The 25,596-nt window shown below is 70.5% G+C and carries 18 protein-coding genes and 1 pseudogene; 6 read left to right on the top strand and 13 right to left on the bottom strand.

Annotated elements, in window-relative coordinates:
• The first annotated feature begins 2 nt into the window (after positions 1 to 2).
• Both ACIQD6_RS30770 and ACIQD6_RS30765 read left to right on the top strand, forming a co-directional pair.
• Entirely contained in the window at positions 3 to 1,154 is a 1,152-nt protein-coding gene (locus ACIQD6_RS30770) for an aminotransferase class V-fold PLP-dependent enzyme (protein WP_401888737.1), read from the top strand.
• A 2-nt stretch (positions 1,155 to 1,156) separates the two neighbouring features.
• Positions 1,157 to 2,350, top strand: a complete 1,194-nt coding sequence (locus tag ACIQD6_RS30765; RefSeq protein ID WP_401888735.1) for an alanine racemase — start codon at positions 1,157 to 1,159, stop codon at positions 2,348 to 2,350.
• Positions 2,351 to 2,862: 512 nt separating this feature from the next.
• Here the strand turns inward: ACIQD6_RS30765 and ffh are convergent.
• From ffh to ACIQD6_RS30740, 5 genes are all read right to left on the bottom strand, one after another.
• A complete protein-coding gene (gene ffh / locus ACIQD6_RS30760; RefSeq protein WP_401888732.1) occupies positions 2,863 to 4,419 on the bottom strand; it encodes a signal recognition particle protein in 1,557 nt (518 codons plus the stop codon).
• A 177-nt stretch (positions 4,420 to 4,596) separates the two neighbouring features.
• A complete protein-coding gene (locus tag ACIQD6_RS30755; RefSeq protein WP_401888730.1) occupies positions 4,597 to 7,128 on the bottom strand; it encodes a [protein-PII] uridylyltransferase in 2,532 nt (843 codons plus the stop codon).
• A gap of 236 nt (positions 7,129 to 7,364) precedes the next feature.
• Complete coding sequence (locus ACIQD6_RS30750; RefSeq protein WP_401888728.1) at positions 7,365 to 7,703, bottom strand: P-II family nitrogen regulator; 339 nt, start codon at positions 7,701 to 7,703, stop codon at positions 7,365 to 7,367.
• Positions 7,700 to 8,986, bottom strand: a complete 1,287-nt coding sequence (locus tag ACIQD6_RS30745; RefSeq protein WP_401888725.1) for an ammonium transporter — start codon at positions 8,984 to 8,986, stop codon at positions 7,700 to 7,702. Before ACIQD6_RS30745 ends, ACIQD6_RS30750 begins: the two co-directional genes overlap by 4 nt.
• Positions 8,987 to 9,335: 349 nt before the next feature.
• Positions 9,336 to 10,814, bottom strand: a complete 1,479-nt coding sequence (locus tag ACIQD6_RS30740; protein ID WP_401888722.1) for a hypothetical protein — start codon at positions 10,812 to 10,814, stop codon at positions 9,336 to 9,338.
• Positions 10,815 to 11,239: 425 nt separating this feature from the next.
• On the opposite strand from ACIQD6_RS30740, the gene ACIQD6_RS30735 reads away from it, so the two are divergent.
• Positions 11,240 to 11,887: a bifunctional DNA primase/polymerase gene (locus ACIQD6_RS30735; RefSeq protein WP_401888719.1), complete on the top strand. Its 648-nt coding sequence runs from the start codon at positions 11,240 to 11,242 to the stop codon at positions 11,885 to 11,887.
• Between the two features lie 484 nt (positions 11,888 to 12,371).
• Here ACIQD6_RS30735 and ftsY read toward each other — a convergent pair whose 3' ends face one another.
• A complete protein-coding gene (ftsY, locus tag ACIQD6_RS30730) occupies positions 12,372 to 13,595 on the bottom strand; it encodes a signal recognition particle-docking protein FtsY (RefSeq protein WP_401888717.1) in 1,224 nt (407 codons plus the stop codon).
• Between the two features lie 172 nt (positions 13,596 to 13,767).
• Here ftsY and ACIQD6_RS30725 point away from each other — a divergent pair, with 172 nt between their 5' ends.
• The gene (locus ACIQD6_RS30725; RefSeq protein ID WP_401888714.1) at positions 13,768 to 15,246 is read left to right on the top strand and encodes a cytosine permease; all 1,479 of its coding nucleotides are present in this window, start codon (positions 13,768 to 13,770) and stop codon (positions 15,244 to 15,246) included.
• A gap of 70 nt (positions 15,247 to 15,316) precedes the next feature.
• Here the strand turns inward: ACIQD6_RS30725 and ACIQD6_RS30720 are convergent, their stop codons facing one another.
• The 4 genes from ACIQD6_RS30720 to ACIQD6_RS30705 all read right to left on the bottom strand — a co-directional run bounded on the left by ACIQD6_RS30720 (position 15,317) and on the right by ACIQD6_RS30705 (position 21,880).
• A complete protein-coding gene (locus ACIQD6_RS30720; protein ID WP_401888712.1) occupies positions 15,317 to 16,732 on the bottom strand; it encodes a sugar porter family MFS transporter in 1,416 nt (471 codons plus the stop codon).
• Between the two features lie 233 nt (positions 16,733 to 16,965).
• A complete protein-coding gene (locus ACIQD6_RS30715) occupies positions 16,966 to 20,772 on the bottom strand; it encodes an AAA family ATPase (protein WP_401888709.1) in 3,807 nt (1,268 codons plus the stop codon).
• Positions 20,773 to 20,987: 215 nt separating this feature from the next.
• On the bottom strand, positions 20,988 to 21,206 hold the full coding sequence (locus tag ACIQD6_RS30710; protein ID WP_401888707.1) for a hypothetical protein: 219 nt from the start codon (positions 21,204 to 21,206) through the stop codon (positions 20,988 to 20,990).
• A gap of 392 nt (positions 21,207 to 21,598) precedes the next feature.
• On the bottom strand, positions 21,599 to 21,880 hold the full coding sequence (locus ACIQD6_RS30705; protein WP_401888704.1) for an acylphosphatase: 282 nt from the start codon (positions 21,878 to 21,880) through the stop codon (positions 21,599 to 21,601).
• A 135-nt stretch (positions 21,881 to 22,015) separates the two neighbouring features.
• Here ACIQD6_RS30705 and ACIQD6_RS30700 point away from each other — a divergent pair, with 135 nt between their 5' ends.
• Both ACIQD6_RS30700 and ACIQD6_RS30695 read left to right on the top strand, forming a co-directional pair.
• The gene (locus tag ACIQD6_RS30700) at positions 22,016 to 22,951 is read left to right on the top strand and encodes a CAP domain-containing protein (protein ID WP_401888702.1); all 936 of its coding nucleotides are present in this window, start codon (positions 22,016 to 22,018) and stop codon (positions 22,949 to 22,951) included.
• 64 nt (positions 22,952 to 23,015) lie between these two features.
• Positions 23,016 to 23,435 (top strand): annotated as a pseudogene (locus ACIQD6_RS30695) (winged helix-turn-helix transcriptional regulator); the annotation flags it as partial.
• Here ACIQD6_RS30695 and mutM read toward each other — a convergent pair.
• The 3 genes from mutM to rpmF all read right to left on the bottom strand — a co-directional run bounded on the left by mutM (position 23,414) and on the right by rpmF (position 25,594).
• Positions 23,414 to 24,382 (bottom strand): bifunctional DNA-formamidopyrimidine glycosylase/DNA-(apurinic or apyrimidinic site) lyase, encoded by a 969-nt coding sequence (gene mutM, locus ACIQD6_RS30690; RefSeq protein WP_401888701.1) that lies wholly within the window; start codon positions 24,380 to 24,382, stop codon positions 23,414 to 23,416. The pseudogene ACIQD6_RS30695 and the gene mutM overlap by 22 nt on opposite strands.
• Positions 24,383 to 24,537: 155 nt before the next feature.
• Positions 24,538 to 25,401 (bottom strand): ribonuclease III, encoded by an 864-nt coding sequence (gene rnc, locus ACIQD6_RS30685; RefSeq protein ID WP_401888698.1) that lies wholly within the window; start codon positions 25,399 to 25,401, stop codon positions 24,538 to 24,540.
• A 19-nt stretch (positions 25,402 to 25,420) separates the two neighbouring features.
• Positions 25,421 to 25,594 (bottom strand): 50S ribosomal protein L32, encoded by a 174-nt coding sequence (rpmF, locus tag ACIQD6_RS30680; RefSeq protein WP_003965982.1) that lies wholly within the window; start codon positions 25,592 to 25,594, stop codon positions 25,421 to 25,423.
• Between the last annotated feature and the right edge of the window lie 2 nt (positions 25,595 to 25,596).

Raw genomic sequence — 25,596 nt, 5'->3', positions numbered from 1 at the left:
ATATGTCCGCACAGCTGCCCTCTGAGAGGCCCGCACAGCTGCCCCCTGAGAGGCCCGTACAGCTGCCCCCGACCTTCCCGTTGGCGACGGTCGCCCTGGAGGACGCGGTCACCCGGCAGTTCCGGCTGCTCGAAGCCACCGCCGCGCACTTCGAGGGGCACCAGCTCTTCGAGGCGGACGCCGGTGTCGTGCCGGGGCCCGGCCGCCCCCGTACGACCGCGCGCGTCGAAGCCGTCCTCGCCGACTACTTCGGCGCCGAGGACGCGGCCCTCGTCCAGGGAGCCGGTACGGGCGCGATCCGCGCCGCTCTCGGCGCGGCCCTCTCCCCCGGCGATCCGCTGCTGATCCACCGCGCGCCCGTCTACCGGACGACCGCCGTCACCCTGCGCGGCCTCGGAGTCCGCACCACCGAGGCGGACTTCAACGACCGAACGGCGCTCGGGGCGGCCCTGCGCTCCGGCGCGTACGCCTGGGCGTACGTCCAGCACAGCCGGCAGCGGCTCGCCGACTCCTTCGATCCGGGCGAGGTCATCGCGGCCTGCCGCGCCGCCGGGGTCCGTACGGTCGTCGACGACAACTACACGGTGATGCGCGTGCCCGCCTCCGGCGTGGAACTGGGCGCGGACGCCTCCTGCTTCTCCCTCTTCAAACTGCACGGCCCCGAGGGCATCGGCGCGGTCGTCGGCGCACGCGATCTCGTCACGCGCGTCCGCGGCGACAACTACTCCGGCGGCGGACAGGTCCAGGGCCACCAGGCACTCGACGCACTGCGCGCCCTCACTCATGTCCCCGTCATGTGGGCGATCCAGTCCCGGGTGGGCACGGAGGTCGCGGCCCGGCTCACCGCCGGTGAGGTGCCGGGCGTCGCGGAGGTACGGATCGCCAACGCGCAGGACCGCTGCCTGCTGGTACGGCTGGACCGCCCCGTGGCCCGCGAGCTGCCGGCCGCCGCCGCGCGGCACGGCGCGGCGCCCTATCCGGTGGGCTCCGACTCCCGCTACGAGATCGCCCCGCTCGTCTACCGGATGTCCGGTTCGTCGCTCGAAGACGCCCCGGAACTCGCCGACTGGACCGTACGGATCAACCCCATGCGGGCAGGTGCCGATCTGGTGATCGGGATCCTCCGCCGTTCGCTGCACGACCTGAAGGGCTGACCGTGTTCCTCGACACCGTCCTCACCCGTAACCCCGCGCTCGTCGATGCGGCGACCGCGCTGCACCGGTCCGGCGCCGTCCCGCCCGACACCTATGTGATGGATGCCGACGCCGTCGAGGCCAATGCCGCGCTGCTGGCGGCCGAGGCCGGGCGGCTCGGGCTCTCGCTCTGGTTCGTCGCCAAGCAGTTCGGCCGCAACCCCGCGCTGATCCGGGCGGTCGCCCGGCACATCCCCCGGTTCGCCGCGATCGACCCGCCCGAGGCACGGATCCTGCACGCGACGGGCGCGCTGGCCGGCAACCTCGGCCACCTGGTGCAGATCCCGCGCCGCGACCTCCCCGAGATGCTCGCGTGGCGGCCGGAGGCGGTGACCGTCTTCGACCTCGCCAACGCGCGGGCCGTGTCGGGCGCCGCCGGTGAACTCGGCTTCGTACAAGACGTGTTCGTACGGATCGAAGGCGCCCCGGACTCCGTCCACCCGGGCCAGGAAGGCGGCGTACCACTGGACGCGCTGGACGACTTCGCCGCCGCGGCCGAACAGCTGCCGTCTGTCCACATCGCGGGTGTCACCGCCTTCCCCTGCGTCCTCTGCGATCCGGCCACGGGCCTGCCCGCCCCGACCGCCACATTCGAACTCGCCGTCCAGGCAAGGGAACTGCTGAGCGCGCGCGGTCACCATGCCCTGAAACTCAGCGCGCCCGGCGCCACTTCCCTGGCGACCCTGCCGCTGCTGGCCGAACTGGGCGCCACGCACGGCGAGCCGGGCCACTCCCTCACGGGCACGACGCCCCTGCACGCGGCCGATCCGCACCAGCCGGAACAGCCCGCCTACGTGTACGTCAGCGAGGTCTCCCACCTCCTCGCGGACGGACGGCCCGCGCTGTACGGAGGCGGCTTCTACGCCCGCGCCGGTATCCGCGACGCGCTGCTGCCACGCTCCGGCGTGCGCCTTCCCGTGCAGGCGGCGCCCGCAGAGAACATCGACTACTACCGGCTGCTGGACGCGCCCGCGTCCGACGGGTCCGCGTCCGACGGGTCCGGTGTGTCCGGTGCCGTCCGGGTCGGTGACACCGCCGTACTCGCCTTCCGTACGCAGATCTTCGTGACCCGCTCGACGGTCGCGGTCGTCTCCGGCCTCTCCACCGGGAACCCCTGGCTGACGGGCCTGTACGACGCGCGGGGCCGGGCCCTGTAAGACGGGGGCGTGGGCGTGCGCCGCCGTGATGCGGGTCGGTCCTCGGGTGCGGGTTGTTGCCGGGTGCCACTCCGGGGTCATGTCCTGCACTGCATGATGTACGCCGCGTGCGGCTGAGTTCTTCGTGTGACGGCTTGTGAGCGGCACACATCACGCTTTACGTTCCGGACACGCCCCCTGCGCGACCCCCTTCACCGCCCGCCACAGACCACCCGCGCAGCCGGGGCGTGTACCCCACCGTGCAGGCAAGCGGACGGAGATGCCCCACGGACCGGCAGACGGGGAACCGGCGGGAGGGGGACGGGGGCGCAGGAGGTGACGTGTCCGGACGTAGAGCGTGATTTGTGGCGTACGACAACCCGCACCGCTGCCCACCGGCCCGCACACGCCGTAAATCATGCAGTCCGGACATGCGCCTCCGGAGGCCCCGGCACCCGCACCGCCCACACACCGGCGCCCACACCCGCACCCCCGCCGGACGGCGACACCGCACCCGCCCGACGGCGGCCCCACTAGCCCATGAACTTCTTGAACTCGTCCGGCAGCTCGAAGTTCTTGTCCTGCTCCCCGGCCGGCAGGCCGAACGCGCCGCCCGGCTGCGCCGCCTCTTCCCGCCGCGCCGCAGCCGCCTGCTCCTCGGCCTTCCGCTTCATCGGGTTGCCCGACCGCTGCTTGCCCTTGGCCTGCTTCTGCTTCTTCTTCGTACGGCCGGCCCCGCCGCCCATCCCCGGAACGCCCGGCATCCCCGGCATCCCGCCGCCCTGCGCCATCTTGGACATCATCTTGCGGGCCTCGAAGAACCGCTCCACCAGGTTCTTCACGGCGCTGACCTCGACGCCGGAACCCCGTGCGATACGGGCTCGGCGCGAGCCGTTGATGATGAGTGGGTCGGTGCGCTCGCCCGGGGTCATCGACTTGATGATCGCGGCCGTACGGTCCACGTCCTTCTCGTCGATGTTGTTGATCTGGTCCTTGATCTGCCCCATGCCGGGCAGCATGCCGAGCAGCTTGCTGATGCTGCCCATCTTCCTGACCTGTTCCATCTGCGCCAGGAAGTCGTCGAGCGTGAAGTCCTTGCCGCCCTTGCTGCTCGCCAGCTTGGAGGCCATCTTCTCGGCCTCGGCCTGGTCGAACGTCTTCTCCGCCTGCTCGATGAGGGTGAGCAGGTCACCCATGTCGAGGATGCGGGAAGCCATGCGGTCCGGGTGGAACGCGTCGAACTCGTCCAGCTTCTCGCCGTTGGAGGCGAACATGATCTGCTTGCCGGTGACATGCGCGATGGAGAGCGCCGCACCGCCACGCGCGTCGCCGTCGAGCTTGGAGAGCACGACGCCGTCGAAGCCGACGCCGTCGCGGAAGGCCTCCGCGGTGTTGACGGCGTCCTGGCCGATCATCGCGTCGACGACGAAGAGGACCTCGTCCGGGCTGACCGCGTCGCGGATGTCCGAGGCCTGCTTCATCAGCTCCTGGTCGATACCGAGGCGGCCCGCGGTGTCGACCACGACGATGTCGTGCTGCTTGGTCCTCGCGTACTCGATGGAGTCCTTGGCGACCTTGACCGGGTCGCCGACGCCGTTGCCCGGCTCCGGCGCGTACACCGCGACGCCCGCGCGGTCGGCGACGACGGAGAGCTGGTTGACGGCGTTGGGGCGCTGGAGGTCACAGGCGACGAGCAGCGGAGTGTGGCCCTGGCCCTTGAGCCAGAGACCGAGCTTTCCGGCCAGGGTGGTCTTACCGGCGCCCTGGAGACCCGCGAGCATGATCACGGTCGGCGGCTGCTTGGCGAAGCGCAGGACGCGGGTCTCGCCGCCGAGGATGCCGACGAGCTCCTCGTTGACGATCTTGACGACCTGCTGGGCCGGGTTCAGCGCCTGGGAGACCTCGGCGCCGGCGGCGCGCTCCTTGACCTTGGCGATGAAGGCGCGGACGACGGGCAGCGCCACGTCGGCTTCGAGGAGGGCGATACGGATCTCGCGGGCCGTGGCGTCGATGTCCTCCGGGCTGAGGCGCCCTTTGCCCCGGAGGCTCTTGAACGTGGCTGCGAGGCGGTCGGAGAGAGTGTCGAACACGGCGGTCGCGAATCCTCAGGTCGGGAGCGGATGAGGGGGCTGTCCTGCGCGGTGAAGGGCAGACCGTCCCCCAGGGTATCCGTCCCCGTGCGGTGTGGTCTGCCCTGCGGGTGGCCGGGCCGTACGGGAAGGGCCTCGCGCCCCGTTCCCCGGCCACCCGGATCGTGCGCCAGGCCGTTACCCGAGCGCGCTCTCCAGCGCCTTCGCGAGGGCCACCGCGTCCGCCTCGGGCAGCGGCGAACCGTCGTCGCGCGTGACGTAGACGGTGTCCACCGCGTTCGCGCCCAGCGTGGACACGTGCGCGCTGCGTACCTGTACCGCCGCGTCCTCCAGCGCGCGGCCGATGCGGTGCAGCAGCCCTGGGGCGTCCTGAGCGCGGACCTCGATCACCGTCGCGTGGTGCGAGGCGGTCGTCGGCGCGGCCGTCACCCGGGGTGGCGGCGCCTTCACGCCACGGCGGCGGGGGTACGCGGCCTCGCGTTCGGCGAGCTTGGACGCGATGTCCAGCGAGCCGTCCAGGGCCCGTACGAGATCGGCGCGGAGGCGGGCGGCCTGCGGCAGTGAGCCGTATTCGGCGGCCACGCGCCAGCTCAGCAGCAGGACTTCGGAGTTCTTCCCGGGCGCGGAGTTCGCCCCCGGCGCGGGGGACTTCCCCGGCGCGCGGGTCTTCCCCGGCTCGGGTGCCTCGTCCAGCTCCGCGGGCAGCTGGAACGCGCGCAGATCGGCCGCCCGTACGGTGAGCCGGTGCAGGGCGAGGACGCCCGCGGCGGCGGGCAGCACGCCCGGCTGGTCGGGCAGGGCGATGAGCAGTTCGACACCGACGGGTTCCGGTGCGTCGTCCTGCACGCCGTCCTGGGGTGTCTCGGTCTGGGCATGCAGCGCCAGGACCGGGCCGCCGGTACGCAGCGCCTCGACGGCCAGCCGTTCCTGCTCCGCGCTGGGTGCGGTGGGCTCGGGCTCGGCGGAGTCGTCGCCGGCGAGGACGGCCGCGACCCGGGCGACGAGGTCACCGACGAGCGAGGCGCGCCAGGACGACCAGGCCGCGGGGCCGGTGGCGAGGGCGTCGGCCTCGGTGAGGGCGTGCAGCAGCTCCAGGGTGCCGAGCGAGCGGACCCGGGTGGCGACGGAGTTGACGGTCGCCGGGTCGTCCAGGTCACGCCGGGTGGCGGTGTCGATGAGCAGCAGGTGGTGGCGTACGAGGGTGGCGATGACGTCCATGTCGTCACGGTCGAAGCCGATCCGTGAGGCCACGTCGCGGGCGATGACCTCGCCGGCCACGGAGTGGTCGCCGGGCCAGCCCTTGCCGATGTCGTGCAGCAGGGCGCTGATCAGCAGCAGGTCGGGGCGGCTCACGCGGCGGGTCAGCGACGAGGCCTGGACGGCGGTCTCCACGAGGTGGCGGTCGACGGTCCAGGTGTGGACGGCGTTGCGCTGGGGCCGGCAGCGGACCCGCTCCCAGTCGGGCAGGAACTGGGTGATCAGGCCCTCGGCTTCGAGGGCTTCCCAGACGTCGACGGTCGACTCGCCCGCGCCGAGCAGGGTGATGAGTTCGTCGCGGGCCTCGGCGGGCCAGGGCACCGGCAGCGGCTTGGCGGCGGCCGCGAGGCGCCGGACGGCGTGCAGCGAGATCGGCAGGCCGGCCTGGGCGGCGGCGGCCGCGGCCCGCAGGGGCAGGACGGGGTCGCGTTCGGCGCGGGCCGTGCGGGCGAGGACGACCTCGCCGTCCTGCTCGACGACGCCTTCGGCGAGCGGGGAGCGTTCCGGGGCGGGTTTACTGCCGAGCATGGCCCGCAGCCGGGGCCGGACGGACCGGGAGCGCAGTACTCGGTTGACCTCGCGCCAGGTGACGTCGGAGGCGTACGAGACGGTGCGCGCGGCCTCGTACACCTGCCGCAGCAGGACGTCGGCGTCCAGCAGGCCGAGTTCGGCGGCGACCGGGTCCTGTTCCTGGAGGGCGAGCCGGTCGGTGGCCCGGCCGGTGGTCAGGTGCAGGGCGTCCCGTACGTCGAGGAGGGCGCGGCGGGCCTCGGAGAGACCTTCGCGGGGCGCGTCCGCGAGCCAGGACGCGGCGACGGCGCGCAGCGCGGTGGCGTCACGCAGTCCGCCGCGGGCTTCCTTGAGGTCGGGTTCGAGCAGGAATTGCAGCTCGCCCTGGCGCTCGGCGCGGTCCTGGCAGAGTTCGTGCAGGGCGGGCAGCCGCTTGGGCGCGGTGTTGCGCCAGTCGGCGAGGATGGCGGTGCGGACGCCCGCGACGAGGCCCAGGTCGCCGGCGACGTGCCGCGCGTCGAGCAGGCCGAGCTGCGCCTTGAGGTCCTCGGACGCGGTCTTGCGCGCCTCGGCGGGGGTACGGACGGAGTGGTCGAGGGCCAGCCCGAGGTCCCAGACCGGGTACCAGACGCGGTCGGCGAGGGCGGCGATGGCGTCCGGGCCGGCGCTGCCGTCGTGCAGGAGGAGCAGGTCGAGGTCGCTGCGTGGGGACAGCTCTCCCCGGCCGTAGCCGCCGACGGCGACGAGCGCCGCGCCGCGTACGCCGGATTCCCGGGCGGCGGTGGTGAACAGCGCGTTCAGCCAGTCGTCGGTCAGCTTGGCCAGGGCGGCACGGCGCGGCGGCCCTGACCGCGTCTTCTCCTGGAGAAGACGCAGCCGGGCCGCCGCATAGCCGCTGGGTCCCGAGTCCTTCTGGTCGGTTGTCTCTTCGAGGCTCGTCACCCAGTCGTTCCGTTCTCTAGTGCCGCGACCGGCAATGTTTGCCCGTCGAGGAGCGGCGGCCGGTGCACTGCACTCGCTTCGCTCGCTCCGTCTCGGCCATCTGATTCACCTTCGGACGCCGAGCGTGATCGCAAGGCGGCCGGAAGTCCTGGTAGCAGGGCTACCTGGGCTTTTGGCCAACGCCGCGAGCGCGCGTGCCGGGCGTCGCGACGGGGCAAACGTTGCCGGGAGGGGCATCAGAGGGCGTCCGGGCCGCGTTCGCCGGTCCGGACGCGGACCGCCGTGTCGACCGGAACGCTCCATACCTTCCCGTCACCGATCTTGCCGGTGCGGGCGGCCTTGACCACCACGTCGATGAGTTCTTCGGCGTCCGCGTCGTCGGTCAGTACCTCGATACGGATCTTCGGTACGAGATCGACGGTGTACTCCGCACCTCGGTAGACCTCGGTGTGGCCGCGCTGGCGGCCGTATCCGCTGGCCTCCGTGACCGTGAGCCCGTGGACGCCGAAGGCCTGGAGGGCCTCCTTGATCTCGTCCAGCCGGTGGGGCTTCACGACTGCGGTGATGAGCTTCATGCGTCCACCTTCTTGTTCGCCGCGGAGGCGGGGGGAGTCTGGTTCGAGGCGGCGACGCTACTACGTCCCGACGGCGAGCCCCCGACCGCGCTGTAGTCGTAGGCGGATTCCGCGTGGTAGGCCATGTCGACGCCGCTGGTCTCGTCGTCCTCGGAGGCCCGGAAGCCGATGGTGGCATCGACGATCTTGGCGAGGATCCAGGAGACGACGAAGGAGTACCCCATCACCGAGAAGGCGCCGACGGCCTGCTTGCCGAGCTGCGAGGCACCGCCGACGCCGTCGACCGCGAGGACACCGACGAGCAGGGTGCCGATGACACCGCCGACGAGGTGGACGCCGACCACGTCGAGCGAGTCGTCGTAGCCGAGCTTGTACTTGAGGCTGACGGCCCAGGAGCAGAGGGCACCGGCGACGACACCGATGAGCAGGGCGCCGAAGGGGCTGACGGCGGCACCGGACGGGGTGATCGCGACGAGGCCCGCGATGGCGCCGGAGGCGGCGCCCAGCGTGGTGAACGCGCCGTGCCGGATCCGCTCGTAGATCAGCCAGCCGAGCATCGCGGCGCCGGTGGCGATCTGGGTGTTGAAGGCCATGATCGCGGCGGTGCCGTTGGCGGCGAGCGCGGAGCCGGCGTTGAAGCCGAACCAGCCGAACCACAGGAGGGCCATGCCGAGGACGACGAGCGGCAGGCTGTGCGGCCGCATCGGGTCCTTCTTGAATCCGATCCGCTTGCCGACGACGAGGACCGCGGCGAGCGCTCCGACACCGGCGTTGATGTGCACGGCCGTACCACCGGCGAAGTCGATCACGCCGAGTTTGAAGAGCCAGCCGTCCGACTGCCAGACCCAGTGCGCGACCGGGAAGTACACGACGCTGACCCAGAGGGTGATGAACAGCGCCCAGGCGCTGAACTTCACCCGGTCGGCGAGCGCACCGCTCATCAGCGCGGGGGTGAGGACGGCGAACATCAGCTGGAAGAGGGCGAAGGCGAAGACGGGGATGCCTTCCTTGCCTCCGGTCAGGGTGTCGACCGAGATGCCCTGGAAGCCGACGTGGTCGAAGTTGCCCAGCAGACCGCCGCCGATGTCGTCGCCGAAGGTCAGCGAGTACCCGTAGAGCACCCACAGCACGCTGACGATGCCGAGCGAGATCAAGGACATCATGAGCATGTTGAGGGCACTCTTCACCCGCACCATGCCGCCGTAGAAGAATGCCAGGCCGGGCGTCATCAGCATGACGAGCGCGGCACTGATCAGTACGAATGCGGTATCTGCGCCATTCAAGGCCAGCGTCTCCTCGTGGTCGGAACGGCCCGTGCGGATGCTCAAGCTAAATGTGGGCCGACTGTGCTGAGGACATTGACGCAACGCGGTTTCGGCCAGTGCAGCTCGATGTTTCACGCCAGTGACGAAGACGTCTCCTGTGTTACGGGGCGATGAACCGCCGGATCGCGGCGGCGGGCCCGGATACCCTCTGCGGGCATCGGAAACCGGCCGCGGCCGTCACCCTGCTGTCCTGGCGGCGGGGGAGCCGTGTCGGGCTGTACGGGGTGAGGGCCACGGCCGGAGCTTCGGCGGGGCGGGGGCTGGACGGCGGGGGCGTGCGCCGGGCGTCCGGACGGCCGCCGCGGACTCAGACGGCCTCCGCGGACTCGGGCAGCTGAGCGGTGAGCAGATCGGTGAGGTCGGCGATCTCGGAGACGTCGGCGAAGTCCCTGGCAGCGGTGTCGACGGTCTTGCGGAGCCGGGTGTTCACCCGTTCCGAACGCACCCGCCGCGCCACCTTCAGGGCCTTCTGGGCCAGCTCCGTGGACTGCTCCGGCTCTCTCTTGAGGAGGTGGACCGTGGCCATGCCGATCAGGTTCAGCGCATACGACCGCTGGTGCTCCTCGTCCGCGCCGAACAGCTCGACGGCCCGCCGCATGACCGGCTCGGCGAGCGAGGCGTAGGTGGGGCTGCGACCCGCGACGTAGGCGAGGTCGCGGTACGAGTGGGCGTTCTCCCCGTTGAGCTCGGCCTCGGAGAAGAAGCGGATCCAGTCGGGCTCCGGCTCGCCGTCGAGTCCGGCGTCGGAGAAGGTGTCCTCGGCCATCCGGACGGCCCGCTTGCACTTGCTCGGCTGTCCCATATTGGCGTAAGCGCGAGCCTCCATCGCATACAGCATGGCCTGGGTCCGGGGGGTGGCGCAGTCCCGGCTTCCGTACTGCGCGAGATGGATCAGCTCCAGCGCGTCGTCGGGCCGTCCCAGGTGAATCATCTGGCGGCTCATGGAGGACAGGACGTACGAGCCGAGCGGCTTGTCCCCGGCCTCCTTGGCGGCGTGCAGGGCGAGGACGAAGTACTTCTGGGCGTTGGGCTGGAGGCCGACGTCGTAGCTCATCCAGCCGGCCAGCTCGGCCAGCTCGGCGGCGCACCGGAAGAGCCGCCGGGAGGTGGCCTCGGGCTGCGGTTCCTGGAGCAGGTCGGTCACCTCGTGCAGCTGCCCGACGACCGCCTTGCGGCGCAGTCCGCCACCGCACTGCGCGTCCCACTGCCGGAACATCGCTGTGGTCGACTCCAGCAGCTCCAGCTCCGGCTTCGAGAGCCGCGAGGGGCGGTGCGAGGAGACCGCCTCCGAGTCGGACCGGCCCTGGTCGCCCGATGGAGCGGGCACCAGCCAGCGCTGCATGGGTTCGACGAGCGCGGGCCCGGCGGCCAGCGCCAGCGAGGAGCCGAGGAAGCCGCGCCGCCCCAGCATCAGGTCGCTGCGGGAGAACTCGCTGATGAGGGCAACGGTCTGGGGGCCGGCCCAGGGCAGGTCGACGCCGGACACCGAGGGTGACTGATGGGCGGTACGCAGTCCGAGATCCTCGATGGCGACGACGGAGCCGAAGCGCTCGGAGAACAGCTCGGAGAGAATCCGCGGAATCGGTTCACGCGGATTCTCTCCGTCGAGCCAGCGGCGCACGCGTGAGGTGTCCGTGCTGATGTGATGCGCGCCCATCTGACGCGCCCTGCGGTTGACCTGACGCGCCAATTCGCCCTTCGACCAGCCACTGCGTAAAAACCACGAATCGAGTTGCCCGTTCGGGCGCTTGCCGGTATCCGTACCGCCTGCGCCGCTGCCACCCACTGGAACGCCCCCATTCGCCGATGCCCTGTCGCGAACCGCTACCAGAATGCCGTGCCGGGCGGCCGCCCGTCCGAAGGTCGCACTCCTTCGAACAGGAAACCGAGTTGCCCTTGGCATACCCACGGGAGTGTCCTACCCCGGGATTCACGCACTCAAAGTAATCCTACGATCACCCGTCCAGCGAGGGCGATTGCACAATCGCCACCATTCGCCACCCCTTCGAATGAACTCCCTTGCGGCCAGGCACGATTCACTTGACACGCGACAACACGAGGTGAGGGAAGTGTTGTGCGCCGGAGCGCATGTTTCGGCCCACACCACTCTGAATGCTTCTACACGCCGCCGGGACCGCCCCGGCAGCGACGGAGCGTCACCGGCACACTGCGACTCGTAACCACCGGCGAGTTCGACCCGTTGGAGGGGGCATGGGCTTCACGATCGGCGGCATCCGCGAGCTGCGGTCCGGCTCACGCCGCCGCGGCCGCACATCGGAGTGCACCGCGGTGGCGGAGTACACGGGACTCTGGGGCTGGGACGTCGCTCCCGGCGCGCGAGCCGGGAACGGCCAGTGCTCCTGCGGCGACACGGGGTGCGCCTCACCGGGCGACCACCCTCTCGAATTCAGCCCGGAGATCCCGGCCGGCGCCACACTCGACGACGTCGCCAAGGCATGGTCGGACGTACCGGGCGCCGCGGTGCTGCTGCCGGTGGGCCGCGGCTTCGACATCATCGACGTCGCGGAACAGGCGGGCAGCCGCGCACTGGTCCGGCTCGAACGGATGGGCCTCCCGGTGGGCCCGGTGACGGCGACCCCGACGGGCCGCGCCCACTTCTTCGTCGCACCGGGCGGCGCGGCCGAATTACCCGATCTGCTCTACCGGATGGGCTGGGACGACGCCGACCTGGACCTGCACGCCCTGGGGTCCGGCACGTACGTGACGGCCCCGCCCTCGGAGATGGCGGGCCTGGGCCCGGTCCGCTGGCTGCGGCCACCGTCCTTGGACACGGCGGCGGCCCCACCACAGGCCCGGCTGCTCTTAGGCACGCTGGCATACATCAGCCACCGAACGTAGCGCCTCCCGGCCGGGGGGCCGTGGTTCGGGGTGCGTTGTTGGCTCGGGCTGGTGGTTCGTGTGCGGGTTGTTGCCGGGTGCCGCTCCGGGGTCATGTCCTGCACTGCATGATTTACGGCGCCTGCGGCTCGTTCTTCGGCTGACAGGCCGGTGTGCGCCACACATCACGCTTTACGTTCCGGACACGACCCCTGCGCGACCCCCTTCACCGCCCGCCACAGACCACCCCCACCGGGCGGCAGACGGGGATCCGGCGGGAGGGGGTCGGGGTCGCAGGAGGTGACGTGTCCGGACGTAGAGCGTGATTTGTGCCGCTCACAAACCCGCACCCGACGACGAGACCCGCACCGCGGCGTAAATCATGCAGTCCGGACATGCGCCTCCGGAGGCCCCGGCCCCCGCCCCCACCACACACCGCACCCGCACCCCGCCCCCGCCGGACGGCGCCCCGCACCCGCGACCACGGCCCCCCACCGGGAGGTGGCTACTCCCCGATCAGCGCGTCCACGAACGCCTCCGGCTCGAACGGAGCCAGATCGTCCGCCCCTTCGCCCAGCCCGACCAGCTTCACCGGCACCCCCAGCTCACGCTGGACCGCGATCACGATCCCGCCCTTCGCCGTGCCGTCCAGCTTCGTCAGCACGATGCCCGTGATGTCCACGACCTCCGCGAACACCCGTGCCTGCACCAGCCCGTTCTGCCCGGTCGTGGCGTCCAGGACCAGCAGCACCTCGTCCAGCGGACCGTGCTTCTCCACGACCCGCTTGACCTTGCCCAGTTCGTCCATCAGGCCGGTCTTGGTGTGCAGCCGGCCCGCCGTGTCGATGAGGACGACGTCCGCGCCCTCCACGATGCCTTCCTTGACCGCGTCGAAGGCGACCGACGCCGGGTCGCCGCCCTCGGGGCCGCGTACCGTACGCGCGCCGACCCGTTCGCCCCAGGTCTGGAGCTGGTCCGCGGCGGCGGCGCGGAACGTGTCCGCCGCGCCGAGCACGACGGAGCGGCCGTCGGCGACGAGTACGCGCGCCAGTTTGCCGGTCGTCGTGGTCTTGCCGGTGCCGTTGACGCCGACGACCATCACGACGGCCGGGGTGTCCAGGCCGCTCTCGGTCTTGACTGCGCGGTCGAAGTCCGGGGCGAGGAGCTTCACCAGTTCCTCGCGCAGCAGCGCGCGCAGTTCCTCGGGCGTGCGTGTGCCGAGGACCCGTACCCGCTCGCGCAGCCGCTCGACCAGTTCCTGGGTCGGTGCGACCCCGACGTCCGCGGTGAGGAGGGTGTCCTCGATCTCCTCCCACGTCTCCTCGTCGAGGTGCTCGCGAGAGAGCAGCGTGAGCAGGCCCTTGCCGAGAGAGTTCTGCGAGCGGGCGAGCCGGGCGCGCAGCCGGATCAGGCGGCCTGCCGAGGGTTCCGGGATCTCGATGGCCGGCGCGGGCGGCTCGGCGACGACCGGATCCTCGACGGCGACCGGTGTCCCGGTGGCCTCGGCGGCGTCCGGGAGGCCGACCTCCTCGATCGTGCGGCGCGCTTCGTCGCGCGGCGTCTCCGCCTCGTCTCCGACATGCGGTTCGGCGGGCGGGGCCGTGACGGTCGGCGTACTCGACGGTGCCGACGGCGGCAGCCGCTTCTTCTTGCGGCTGCCGACCACGAGCCCGCTGATCGCGCCGACCGCGACCAGGGCGATAACTACAACAAGGATGACAATGTCCATAACGCTCCCCAGTATCAGCCACGGCCGAGACCGGCCCTCGCGTCAGAGGATCGCACAAGCATCCAGGTCTCGATTTGGACCTTTTGTTCCGAACATACGATGCTGGGGGTTCTGGGTTCGCCCGGACTCCGCTCCCCCTGGAGCCCCCACCTCTGTTGTACGGAGCCTCTCCATGCCCCACGCCTCCGCATCCGAAGGCGCGATCGAGACCCGTGGCCTCGAACCCGTCCCCGACGGTGAACGGACCGGCCGTGTCCGGGAACTCTTCCCCACCTGGGTCGCCGCCAACATCAGTGTGCTGCTGCTCACGATGGGCGCAGGCCTGATCGTCTTCAACGGCTTGAACTTCTGGCAGGTGCTGGTGGTCGCCGTCGCCGCGCCTGTCGTCTCGTACGGCATCGTCGGACTGATCTCGATCGCGGGCAAGCGCGGCGGTTCGCCCGGTATGGCGCTCTCCCGGGCGGTGTTCGGCCAGCGCGGGAACCTTTTCCCGGGAACACTGATCTGGATCGCGCGCTGGGGCTGGGAGACCATCAACGCGGTGACGGGTGCCTATGCCGTACTGACGGTTCTGGACCTGCTGTTCGGGGTCAAGAGCGGTACTCCGCTGATCGTGCTGACGCTGGTGCTCTTCGTGGCGGGCACGTTCCTGGTCTCGGGGCTGGGTATCAACGCCCTGCGGGTGTGCAGCACTTGGTCGGCCTATCTCTTCGGTGCCTTCAGCGTGCTGGTGCTGGTGTATCTCGTCGCCAACACCGACTGGTCGGCTGTCTTCGGCAAGCCGGCCGGTTCGACGGCGATGATGATCGCGGGCATCGGCACCATCGCGGCGGGTGGCATCAGCTGGGTGCCCTCGGGCCCCGACTTCACCCGCTATCTGCCGCGTACCGCCTCCGGCCGGGCCATGGTCGGTTCGACCATCGGCGGCGCGGGGATCGTGGTGCTTCCGATGGTGCTGATGGGCGCGGTGATGGCGGTCGGTACGCCGGACCTGGCCGACGCGCGGGACCCGGTGTCGTTCATCGGCAAGCTGCTGCCCACCTGGATCTCGGTGCCGTACCTGCTGATCGCGCTGGTCGGCATGGTCCTGATCAACTCGATGTCGATGTATTCGGCGGGCTTCACCGCGCAGACCCTGGGCATCAGGCTGCCGCGCGCCTGGGCCGTCAGTGTGAACGCCGTGATCAGCCTCGTGTTCGGCTTTCTGCTGATGGTGGTGGCCACCAGTTTCCTCGGCTCGTTCATCTCCTTCCTGACGCTGCTCGCGGTGGCGTTCTCGGCGTGGATCGGCGTCTTCGGGGTGGACATGACGCGGCGGCGTACGTATGACGGCGCGGCGCTGATGGACACCACGCGCACCAGCGCCTACTGGTACCGGGGCGGCTTCGCGCTGTCGGCGATGGTGGCCTGGGGTACGGCGCTGGTGGTGGGGCTGCTGTTCACGGAGGTGGACTGGTTCTCCGGCCCGCTCTCCGGCACCTGGATCGGGGCGAACGGTCTGGGCTGGGTGGTCACGACCGTCGTGGCGGCGACGCTGTACGCGGTGCTGCCGCGTGAACGGACTCCGGCCCCGGCCGCCGACACGAGGACCGGGACCGGAGCCGGAGCTCAGGAGGACGGCGAGGAAGAGCCCGAGGCCCTGCCGATATGAAGGCTCACATGAAGCCCCCTCACATCAAGCCCCCGATGAAAGCGACGCCCGAGGGCCCGTCCAGGGGCCCTTACCCCATCTCCTCCAGTGTCTTGCCCTTCGTCTCCTTCACGAACAGCAGCACGAAGGGGATGGAGAGCACGGCGAAGCAGGTGTAAATGACGTACGTCGCCGAGAGGTTCCAGTCGGCCAGGCTCGGGAAGCTCGCGGTGATGGCCCAGTTGGCGATCCACTGTGCCGAGGCCGCGACGCCGAGCGCGGCGGCGCGGATCCTGTTCGGGAACATCTCGCCGAGGAAGACCCAGACGACGACGCCCCAGGACAGCGCGAAGAAGAGCACGAACACATGGGCCGCGATCAGGGCGACCGTGCCCTGCGTGGTCGGCAGTTTGCCGTCGACGAGGTCCGCGGAGAACGCCCAGGCCTCGAAGGCGAGCGCGATCGCCATTCCGGCGGAGCCGACGAGCGCGAGCGGCTTGCGGCCGACCCGGTCCACCAGGACCATCGCGATCACGGTGCCGATGATGTTGACGATCGACGTCGTGAACGAATAGAAGAACGAGCTGGACGGGTCGATGCCGACCGACTGCCAGAGGGTCGCCGAGTAGTAGAAGGCGACGTTGATGCCTACCAGTTGCTGGAAGACCGAGAGTCCGATGCCCACCCACACGATGGGCAGGAAGGAGAAGCGGCCCAGCAGGTCCTTGAAGCTCGACTTGTGCTCGCGGTGCATCGCGTGTTCGATCTCGGCGATCCGGGCGTCCAGGTCGACGCCCTCGCTCTCGACCTCGGCGAGCACCTCCTTGGCGCGGTCCTTCTTGCCCACCGAGATCAGGAATCGCGGCGACTCGGGGATCGCGAAGGAGAGCAGCCCGTACAGCACCGCCGGGACGACCATCACACCGAGCATCCACTGCCAGGCCTCCAGGCCCAGGAGCTTGCCGCGCTGGTCTCCGTCGGCGAGCTGGAGGATGCCGTAGTTCACCAGTTGGGAGATGGCGATACCGACGACGATGGCGGCCTGCTGGAAGGAGCCGAGCCGGCCGCGGTAGGCGGCCGGTGAGACCTCGGCGATGTAGGCCGGGCCGATCACGGACGCCATGCCGATCGCGAAGCCGCCGATGATGCGCCAGACCGCGAGGTCGTAGATGTCGAAGGGCAGCGCGGAGCCGACCGCGCTGATGGTGAAGAGGGCCGCGGCGATCTGCATGCAGCGGATCCGGCCGATCCTGTCGGCGATCCGGCCGGCCGTGGCGGCCCCGATCGCACAGCCGATCAGCGCGATGGCGATGACTTGGGCGAGGGCCGCGGAACCGATGTCGTACTTGCCGCGGATGCCTTCGACGGCGCCGTTGATCACCGAACTGTCGTAGCCGAAGAGGAAACCGCCCATCGCGGCGGAGGCCGTGATGAAGATGACATGGCCGAGGTGTTCGGGGTGGGCCGCTCGACCTCCGGGCGGTGGCACCTGATCTGTGGTGGTCACGTGTACTCCTGGGACCGCCCGGCTGCGTTGCCGGGCGTTGGTGGGCGAGCCCTTCAAGTGGGGCATAACTTGCCGCCAGCCACCACTTGAAGGCAAAAGCAACGCGATCGAGAGTATGCCTCCAAGTTTCTAAGGAAACCCCGGGGGTTGGTCCACTCTTCATCCCGCCTTAGTTCGCCCCTTGATCACGATTACTTCAAGTCCTGAAGTTGATACGGGGCATCAGCTGGGTATCAGCGGAGCCGCTGACTGATGACCTTGGACACGCCGTCGCCCTGCATGGAGACCCCGTACAGCGCGTCCGCGACCTCCATCGTCCGTTTCTGATGCGTGATCACGATGAGCTGGGAGCTCTCCTGGAGCTCCTGCATGATGCGGATCAGCCGCTGGAGGTTGGTGTCGTCCAGCGCCGCCTCGACCTCGTCCATCACATAGAACGGGCTCGGCCTGGCCTTGAAGATCGACACCAGCAGGGCCACGGCGGTCAGCGAGCGTTCACCGCCCGAGAGCAGCGACAGCCGTTTGACCTTCTTGCCCGGGGGCCTGGCCTCGACGTCCACTCCGGTGGTCAGCATGTGCTCGGGGTCGGTCAGGATCAGCCGTCCCTCACCGCCCGGGAAGAGCCGCGAGAAGACGCCCTCGAACTGCGCGGCCGTGTCCCGGAACGCCTCGGTGAAGACCTGCTCGACCCGTTCGTCGACCTCCTTCACCACCACGAGCAGATCGGCCCGGGTCTTCTTCAGGTCTTCGAGCTGCTCGGAGAGGAATTTGTGCCGCTCCTCCAGCGCCGCGAACTCCTCCAGGGCGAGCGGATTCACCTTCCCGAGCTGCTGATACGCCCGTTCGGCCGACCTGAGCCGCTTCTCCTGCTCGGCCCGTACGTACGGCACCGGGCGGTGGCCCGGGTGTTCCGGGTCGTCCGGCAGCGGCTCCCCGTCGGCGGGCGGGGACGGTGGTACGAGCTGGTCGGGGCCGTAGTCGGCGATCAGTCCGGCCGGCTCCACGCCCAGTTCCTCCAGGGCCTTCGCCTCCAACTGCTCGATCCGCAGCCGCTTCTCCGCGCCGAGCACCTCGCCCCGGTGGACGGAGTCGGTGAGCTTGTCGAGTTCATCCTTGATGTCACGGCCCTGGTTGCGCTCGGCGACCAGTTCCCGCTCGCGTTCCCCCTTGGCCGCCTCGGCCGCGACGCGCTCGGCCTCGGCCCGTACGACCGACACCTCCACATGCGCCAGCAGTTGCCGCGCGCCGGCCGCGACGGCGCCGGCGACCTGGGCCTCGTGGCGCAGGCGCGCCCGCCGCTGCTCCGCGCGCGCCCGCGCGTCGCGCTCGGCGCGCGCCCCCCGGTCGAGTGAGTCGGCCCGGCCCGCGAGCCCCTTCACCCGCTCCTCGTGGGTACGGACCTGGAGCCGCGCCTCCATCTCGGTCTGCCGGGCGTTGGCCCCGTCGGCGGCGAGCCGGTCCCGTACGGAGGTGTCCGGTTCCTCCTCCACCGGCGCTTCCTGCGCGACCAGCAGCCGTTCCGCGAGCTCCTCCGCCTCGGCTGTGGCACGCTCCAGCGCCTCCTGGGCCCTGGCGGCGGCCGTGCTCGTCCGCTCGGCCTCGCCCTCGGCTCCGCGTGCCTGTCCGGAGAGCCGCCCCAGCTGCCCGGAGACGGCGGACTTCTCCCGGTCAGCGGCCCGGCGCCGCTCCCCCAACTCCTCGACGAGCGCGGCGGATTCGGCCCGCTGCCCGGTGGCTCGGCGCTGCTCGTCGTCCAGTTCCTCGCACCGTACGGCCAGCTCCGCCAGCCCGGCGGCGGCCTCGTCGACGGATGCCTGGACCTCCAGCAGGCTCGGCGCTCCGGCGGACCCTCCCTGGGCGAAGTACGCCCCGAGCACATCGCCTTCGGCGGTCACGGCGGTGAGCGAGGGCCGCGCGGCGACCAGGGCCTCGGCGTCCTCCAGCGTGCCGACCACGACGATGTCCCGCATGAGATGCCGTACGGCCGTCAGCAGTGCGCCGGGCCCGCGCACGAGATCCCCGGCGTACGGCGGGGAGTGCGCGTCGACGGCGGTGCGGACGGCCGCGCCGTCGTCGCCCGTGGCGGCCTGGGCAGGCAGCACGCCGGCAGCACCGGAAGCGCCGGCCGGACCGGTGGCGGTCGGCGTCGGGTCTGCGTCCCGGCCCGTCCCGGCATGGTCGCCGTGCGGCCCGTCGGTGCTCTGGCCGGGGACTCCACCGGTCCGGCCGGGACCGGGCGCGCCCCGCGCCCCGTCGGTTCCTTGGCCGGGCACGATGCCCTCCGGGCCGGGGCCCGGCGTCTCGCCCGACCCTGCTCCCGCCCCCGTGCCCAGGAGCAGCGCGGCCCGGCCCGCGTCCTGGTGGCGCAGGAGGCGGATCGCCTCCGCAGCCGCCGTCGGCCCGTCGACCGCGATCGCGTCGGCGGCGGCGCCCAGCGCCGCTGCCACGGGGATCTCGTAACCGGGGGTGACGGTGAGCAGTTCGGCGGCCGGGCCGAGGAGGCCCGAGAGGCGGTCCCGGGCTTCGAGCAGGGCGCCCGTGCCGTCCTTGCGGCGCAGGCCGAGCGCGAGCGTCTCGTGACGGGCGGCGAGGGCCGCGCGTTCGCGTTCCGCCGTGGTGGCGGCGTCCCGGGCCGCCGACAGGGCGGCCTCCGCGTCCGAGAGTCCGCGCCGGGCCGTCTCGTACCGCTCGGCCAGTTCGTGGTCCTCGGCGTCCAGGCCGTCCACTTCGGCCTTGAGCTGTTCGTACTCCTCCCGCGCGGCTGCCGCGCGCTCCCCGGCCTCGTCGCGGGCGGCGGCGAGGCGGCCGATCTCCGCCTGGGCGGAGGCGGCCCGGCTCCGGGCCGCGTTGACCTGGCCGTGCAGCCGGGCGAGCCCTTCGCGGCGGTCGGCGATCGCCCGGGCGGCGTCCTTGAGCCGGCGTTCCTCGGCGGCCAGTTCACGCTCCAGCTCGGCGCGGTGCGCGACGGTGTCCTCGCGGGCGTGCTCGGCCGCCTCCAGCGCGGCTTCCAGCTCCGCCTCCTGCTCGCGGATCCGCGCGGCCTCGCGTTCCATGTCCTCGGGGTCGCGGCCCCGGCGCTCCTCCGTGGGGGCCTCGGTGGCGCTCTTCACCCGCGCGTCGGCCAGCGAGATCGTGCCGCGTACCCGCTCGGCCAGCTGGGACAGTTCGTACCAGGTCTGCTGGGCCCGCTGGAGCCGAGGTGCCAGCCGACGCACCTCGTCCTCCAGCTCCGCCTCCCGTGCCAGCGCGGCCTTGAGCCGGTTCTCCGCGGCCTCCTTGCGCTGCTTGAGCTCGGCTTCGTCGGCGATCTCCGTACGGAGTGCCTCGCGCAGGCTCACCAGATCATCGGCGAGCAGCCGCAGCCGCGCGTCCCGCAGATCGGCCTGGATGACGGCGGCTCTGCGGGCGACCGCGGCCTGCCGTCCGAGCGGCTTGAGCTGGCGGCGCAGTTCGTCGGTGAGGTCCTGGACGCGGGCGAGGTTCGCCCGCATCGCGTCCAGTTTCCGCAGCGCCTTCTCTTTCCGCTTGCGGTGCTTCAGGACTCCGGCGGCCTCCTCGATGAACGCCCGGCGGCCCATCGGATCGGCGTGCAGTACGGAGTCGAGCTGGCCCTGTCCGACGATCACGTGCATCTCGCGGCCGATACCGGAGTCGGAGAGCAGCTCCTGGATATCGAGAAGGCGGCAGGTATCCCCGTTGAGCTGGTATTCGCTGCCGCCGTTGCGGAACATGATCCGCGTAATGGTGACTTCCGCGTAGTCGATCGGCAGCGCACCGTCGGAGTTGTCGATGGTGAGAGAGACTTCCGCGCGGCCGAGCGCCGGCCGCCCGGTCGTCCCGGCGAAGATCACGTCTTCCATCTTGCCGCCGCGCAGTGATTTGGCGCCCTGCTCTCCCATGACCCAGGTGAGCGCGTCCACCACATTGGACTTACCGGAACCGTTCGGGCCCACGACGCAGGTGATACCGGGCTCGAAGCGCAGCGTCGTGGCGGAGGCGAAGGATTTGAACCCGCGCAGGGTCATGGCCTTGAGGTGCACGCCGTCGGACTCTACCCGGCCACGATCGTCCCCCGGCGGTTTCACCACTGAACGCGCAGGGCACATCAGACGTTAAGAAAGCCCGCCGCCGCGCCAACAATGCTCCGTACAACGGAAGTTCATACAACGGAAGACAAAAAGAAAGAAGGGACGCCGAAGCGTCCCTTGCATATCTTGCGAGAGTGTCTCTCACCTGACCCCGAACGGGGTTGTCGTCAGGTGAGCGCGGGCTCCGCCTGGGGGACATCAATGTCGATGCCGTCGAGCAGCGAGTCTCCGGGGTGCTGTGCGACGGCAGCGTTCAGCGAGTCATTCTCGGACTGGATCCGTACAAGCTCGGATTCAAGGTCCTGGACACGCTGCTGAAGCCGTCGCATCTCGGCGAGGAGTCGCGGGTCGGAGCCGCCGACATAACCGAGAAGCGCCTTTGCCATGATGGATGGTCCTCCACAAATGAGTGACCGACCGAATGCGGTTGGGTCGTGAGGGAAATCGCACCCGCGGTGCCTGGCAGCGCTTGTTCATCACTGCTGTTCCTACTGCGGTTCTTACTGCCAAACAGCTAAGGTGCGCGGGGATTCCAGAGTCTCACCAAAAAGTTTGACGGTCAACACGATCACAGCCGGGGCCGACGGGCAGCCCGGGGGCACAGGGTCGCGAGGGCGCGACGCCGGCTCTCTCTCGGGGCCCTGGGGGCGTGGAGATCATTGTTAGTCCGGCAGCCTGGCACGACTGGCCGGTCTTGGCAACTACCAGGTCATCGCCGACCTGCGCATGTGCCACGGGCACTCCTCCTGTCCCGCGGGCCCCGTCGAGGGGGCACGTGTCACCGGATCGCGAAGCTCTCGTAGCCGCCGCGCGGGGTGTCCCAGATCTCAGTGACTCCGTCTACACGCCCGGGTGTGTCGGAGGACCGCAGCCACTCCAGCAGCCGGTGGCAATTCTCACGTGGCCCCTCGGCGACCACCTGGACCCTGCCGTCGTCCAGATTGAGGGCGAATCCGGTGAGGCCGCCGATCTCCAGAGCGTTCGCCCTGGTGAACCAGCGGAAGCCCACTCCTTGTACTCGGCCGCGCACCCAGGCGGTAAGCCGTGCGTCGTCATTCATGCCCCGCAAACTAACCGGCCGATTGCCCGCTAGTCCCGGCGCCCCCACACCTCATGCCGTACAGTCCGGTCGCATTGAGGTTCACCCGATCGGGTGAGTCACCCTGCCGTCGAGCGCATGAGGAAGGCACAGCAGATGGGACGACATCGACGCTCCGCCGCCGTACCACCCGCTGATCATTCCGTGGGCGGTACGGGCGGTACGGGCGGCTCGCACCCCGAAGGTGCCGGCCGGAAGAGACGAATAGCCAAGCCTGTACGTACGGGACTGCTCGGCGCATCCGCGGCCATGGCCGTAGGGGCCGTGGCCGTCGCCTCGGGCCTGCTGCCCGGTGGCGGCCAGTACACCCTCGGCGACAGCGGCAACGGCGGACCGGTCCGGGCCGACTCCGCGCCCGAGCTCCACACGCAGGGCGGTGCCTCCGCCGACCGGTCCCGCGAGACCTCCGAGAGCCCCAGCCGTAGCTCGGCGAGGGCGAAGGGGCCGACGAAGTCGGCGTCGGCCACGACGACGAAGCCGTCCGCCACTCCTTCGAAGGAATCGAAGGAGCCGACGAGGTCGAAGTCCGCCGCCGCCCCGGCGAAGACGCGGGAGACCGACAAGAGCTCGGCGCCGTCGACGCCCACCAAGGACCCGGTGCCCACGAAGACGGAGTCGACACCCTCGACCGCGGCGCCCAGCGCCGACGACAGCACCAGCTCGATGGCGACCGAGGTGCTCTCGCTCGTCAACCAGGAGCGGGACAAGGTGGGCTGCAGCCCCCTGCGCGCCGATGCCTCCCTGGACAAGCTGGCGCAGGACTTCAGCGACGACATGGCCGCGCGCGGCTTCTTCAGCCACACCGACCCTGACGGCAACACCCCCTGGGACCGGGCCGACAAGGCGGGCGTCACCGGACTCGGCGGCGAGAACATAGCCCGCGGTCAGGCCACCGCGAAGGCGGTGATGGACTCCTGGATGAACAGTGAGGGCCACCGCGCGAACATCCTGAACTGCGACTACACGCGGCTCGGCGTCGGTGTCCACACCGGCTCCGGCGGCCCGTGGTGGACGCAGGACTTCGGCTTCTGAGCCGCTGCTCACTTTTGGAAAGCGCCATCCATCGGGTGGCGCTTTCCGGTTGTAAGGTGTCGATATGGACGGTCTTCCTCCTGCCGACGGCACCTCTCCCGACGGCACTTCTCCCGATGACGGTCTCGTCTTCGACGTCTTCTCCCGGCAGTGCCCCTCGCGCTCCACGCTGGAGCATGTGACGGGCCGCTGGGGCAGTCTGACGCTCGGCGCCCTGTACGAAAACGGCTGCCGCTTCAACGAACTGCGGCGACGCGTCGACGGGGTGAGCGAGAAGATGCTCTCCCAGACCCTGCACGCGCTGGAACGGGACGGTCTGGTGCACCGCCACGCGCATCCGGTCAATCCGCCGCGCGTCGACTACGAACTGACCGCGCTGGGACGGGACGTCGCGGAGCGGCTGTCCGGTCTCATCCAGCTGCTGGAGGGACGGATGCCCGAGGTGCTGCGGGCCCGGGAGCGTTACGACTCGTCGCGGACCGGCGAAACCGCGCCCGGCGACGGGACGGCACGGGGCGAAGAGGCGGCACGCGTCGAAGAGACCGCACCGGGCGAGGAGACGGCGCGCGACGCCGTCACGACTCGCGGCGGTCGCTGACAGCGCGGGCAGAAGTAGCTGGAGCGATTCATCCAGGGCCGCCGCCGCATGGGCGTGCCACAGCGGCGGCACGGCTCGTCCTCGCGTCCGTACGCGTCCAGCGACCGGTCGAAGTACCCGGACTCGCCGTTCACATTGACGTACAGACTGTCGAAGCTGGTGCCGCCGACGGCGAGCGCCTCGTTCATCACGTCCCGTACGTGGCCGAGCAGTTCGACGGAGCGCGGCCGGGTGAGCGCCGCGGTGGGACGCTCGTAGTGGAGCTTGCTGCGCCAGAGCGCCTCGTCCGCGTAGATGTTGCCGACGCCGCTGATGAGGGACTGGTCGAGCAGCGCGCGCTTGACCGTCGTACGGCGCAGCCGCAGCGCGGTGTGGAAGGCGTCGTCGTCGAAGTCCGGGTCGAGCGGGTCGCGGGCGATGTGCGCGATGACGTCCGGCAGTCCGTCCGGGGAGTTGTCGTGGACCGAGAGCCCGCCGAAGGTGCGCTGGTCGACGAAGCGCAGCTCGGTGCCCAGGTCGTCGGCGAAGCGGATCCTGATCCGCAGATGCTTCTCGTCGGGAGCGGTCTCGGGCTGGACGAGGAGCTGGCCGCTCATCCCGAGGTGGCCGAGGATCGAGGCGTCCGTGTCGGCGAGGGGCAGCCAGAGGTATTTGCCGCGCCGGCGGGCCGTGCCGATGGTGTGCCCCTGAAGGCGGGCCGCGAAATCGACGCCACCGGCGGGATGCCGCCGTACCGCGCGCGGATGCAGTACCTCGGTCTCGGCGACCGTACGGCCGCTGACCCAGCGTTCGAGCCCGCGCCGGACGACTTCGACCTCGGGCAGCTCGGGCACGGGGACTCCTCGGGAAGCCCGGAGTTCTGTCCGATCGCACAGAACCCGGGGGAAGACGGGCTGGAACGGGTCGGCGCGGGCGCCGGAACGGTGAACGCCCCTCGCGTCGTCGTACGACGACGCGAGGGGTGCACCAGGAAGGAGAGCACGGACCGTCAGGCGTTGGCCGGGTCCGCGGGTGCCTGCTCCGGCGGGGTCGAAGGGGTGTCGGCGGCCCCTTCGGCGTCGGCGTCGACGTCTTGTTCAACGTCGGCGTCGTCGGCGGTCTTCCCCGCCGCTACCCGTTCGTCCGCGGCGGCCTGGATGGACCGCCAGGCGGACTCCGCGGCCTGCTGCTCCGCTTCCTTCTTGCTGCGGCCGGTGCCGGTGCCGTACGAGACACCACCGACGCGGGCGGCAGCAGTGAAGGTCTTCTCGTGGTCCGGGCCTGTCTCCGAGACGAGATACTCGGGTACTCCGAGACTCTCCGCCGCGGTCAGCTCCTGGAGACTGGTCTTCCAGTCCAGGCCGGCCCCGAGATTCGAGGACTTCTCGATCAGCGGGTCGAAGAGCCGGTGCACCAGCTCGGACGCCACTTCGAGGCCCTGGTCGATATAGACGGCGCCGATCACCGCTTCAAGGGTGTCGGCGAGAATGGATGCCTTGTCCCGGCCACCCGTGCCCTCTTCGCCCCGGCCGAGCCGGATGAAGGAGCCGAGTTCGAGGCCGCGGCCCACTTCCGCCAGCGCACGTGAGTTGACCACCGCGGCCCGCAATTTGGCCAGCTGGCCTTCAGGCAGATCGGGGTGGGTGCGGTACAGCGTGTCCGTGACCACCAGGCCGAGCACCGAATCCCCGAGGAATTCGAGCCGCTCGTTGGTGGGCAGACCGCCGTTCTCGTACGCGAACGAACGGTGGGTCAGTGCACGCACCAGAAGGGCGGTCTCGAGCTGATACCCGAGCCGCCCTTCCAGAAGCGTGTGGGACGAGGCTGTACTGACATTGTCTGTCTGCTTCTTGGCAGGGGACAGTTCAGACATCGAGCCTCTCACCAGCCGCTCAGACCTCGAGGACCTGGCGCTTGTTATAGGTGCCGCAGCTCGGGCACGCGATGTGCTGCAGCTTCGGCTCCTGGCAACGCTCGCACGAAACCAGGGTGGGGACCGCAGCCTTCCACTGCGACCGGCGGTGGCGCGTGTTGCTGCGCGACATCTTCCGCTTCGGAACAGCCACGG

This window comes from Streptomyces sp. NPDC088400 (assembly GCF_044753355.1).
GTDB lineage: Bacteria > Actinomycetota > Actinomycetes > Streptomycetales > Streptomycetaceae > Streptomyces.
Note: the sequence above shows the minus strand (reverse complement) of the source record. Positions and strands in the feature narration are given on the sequence as shown.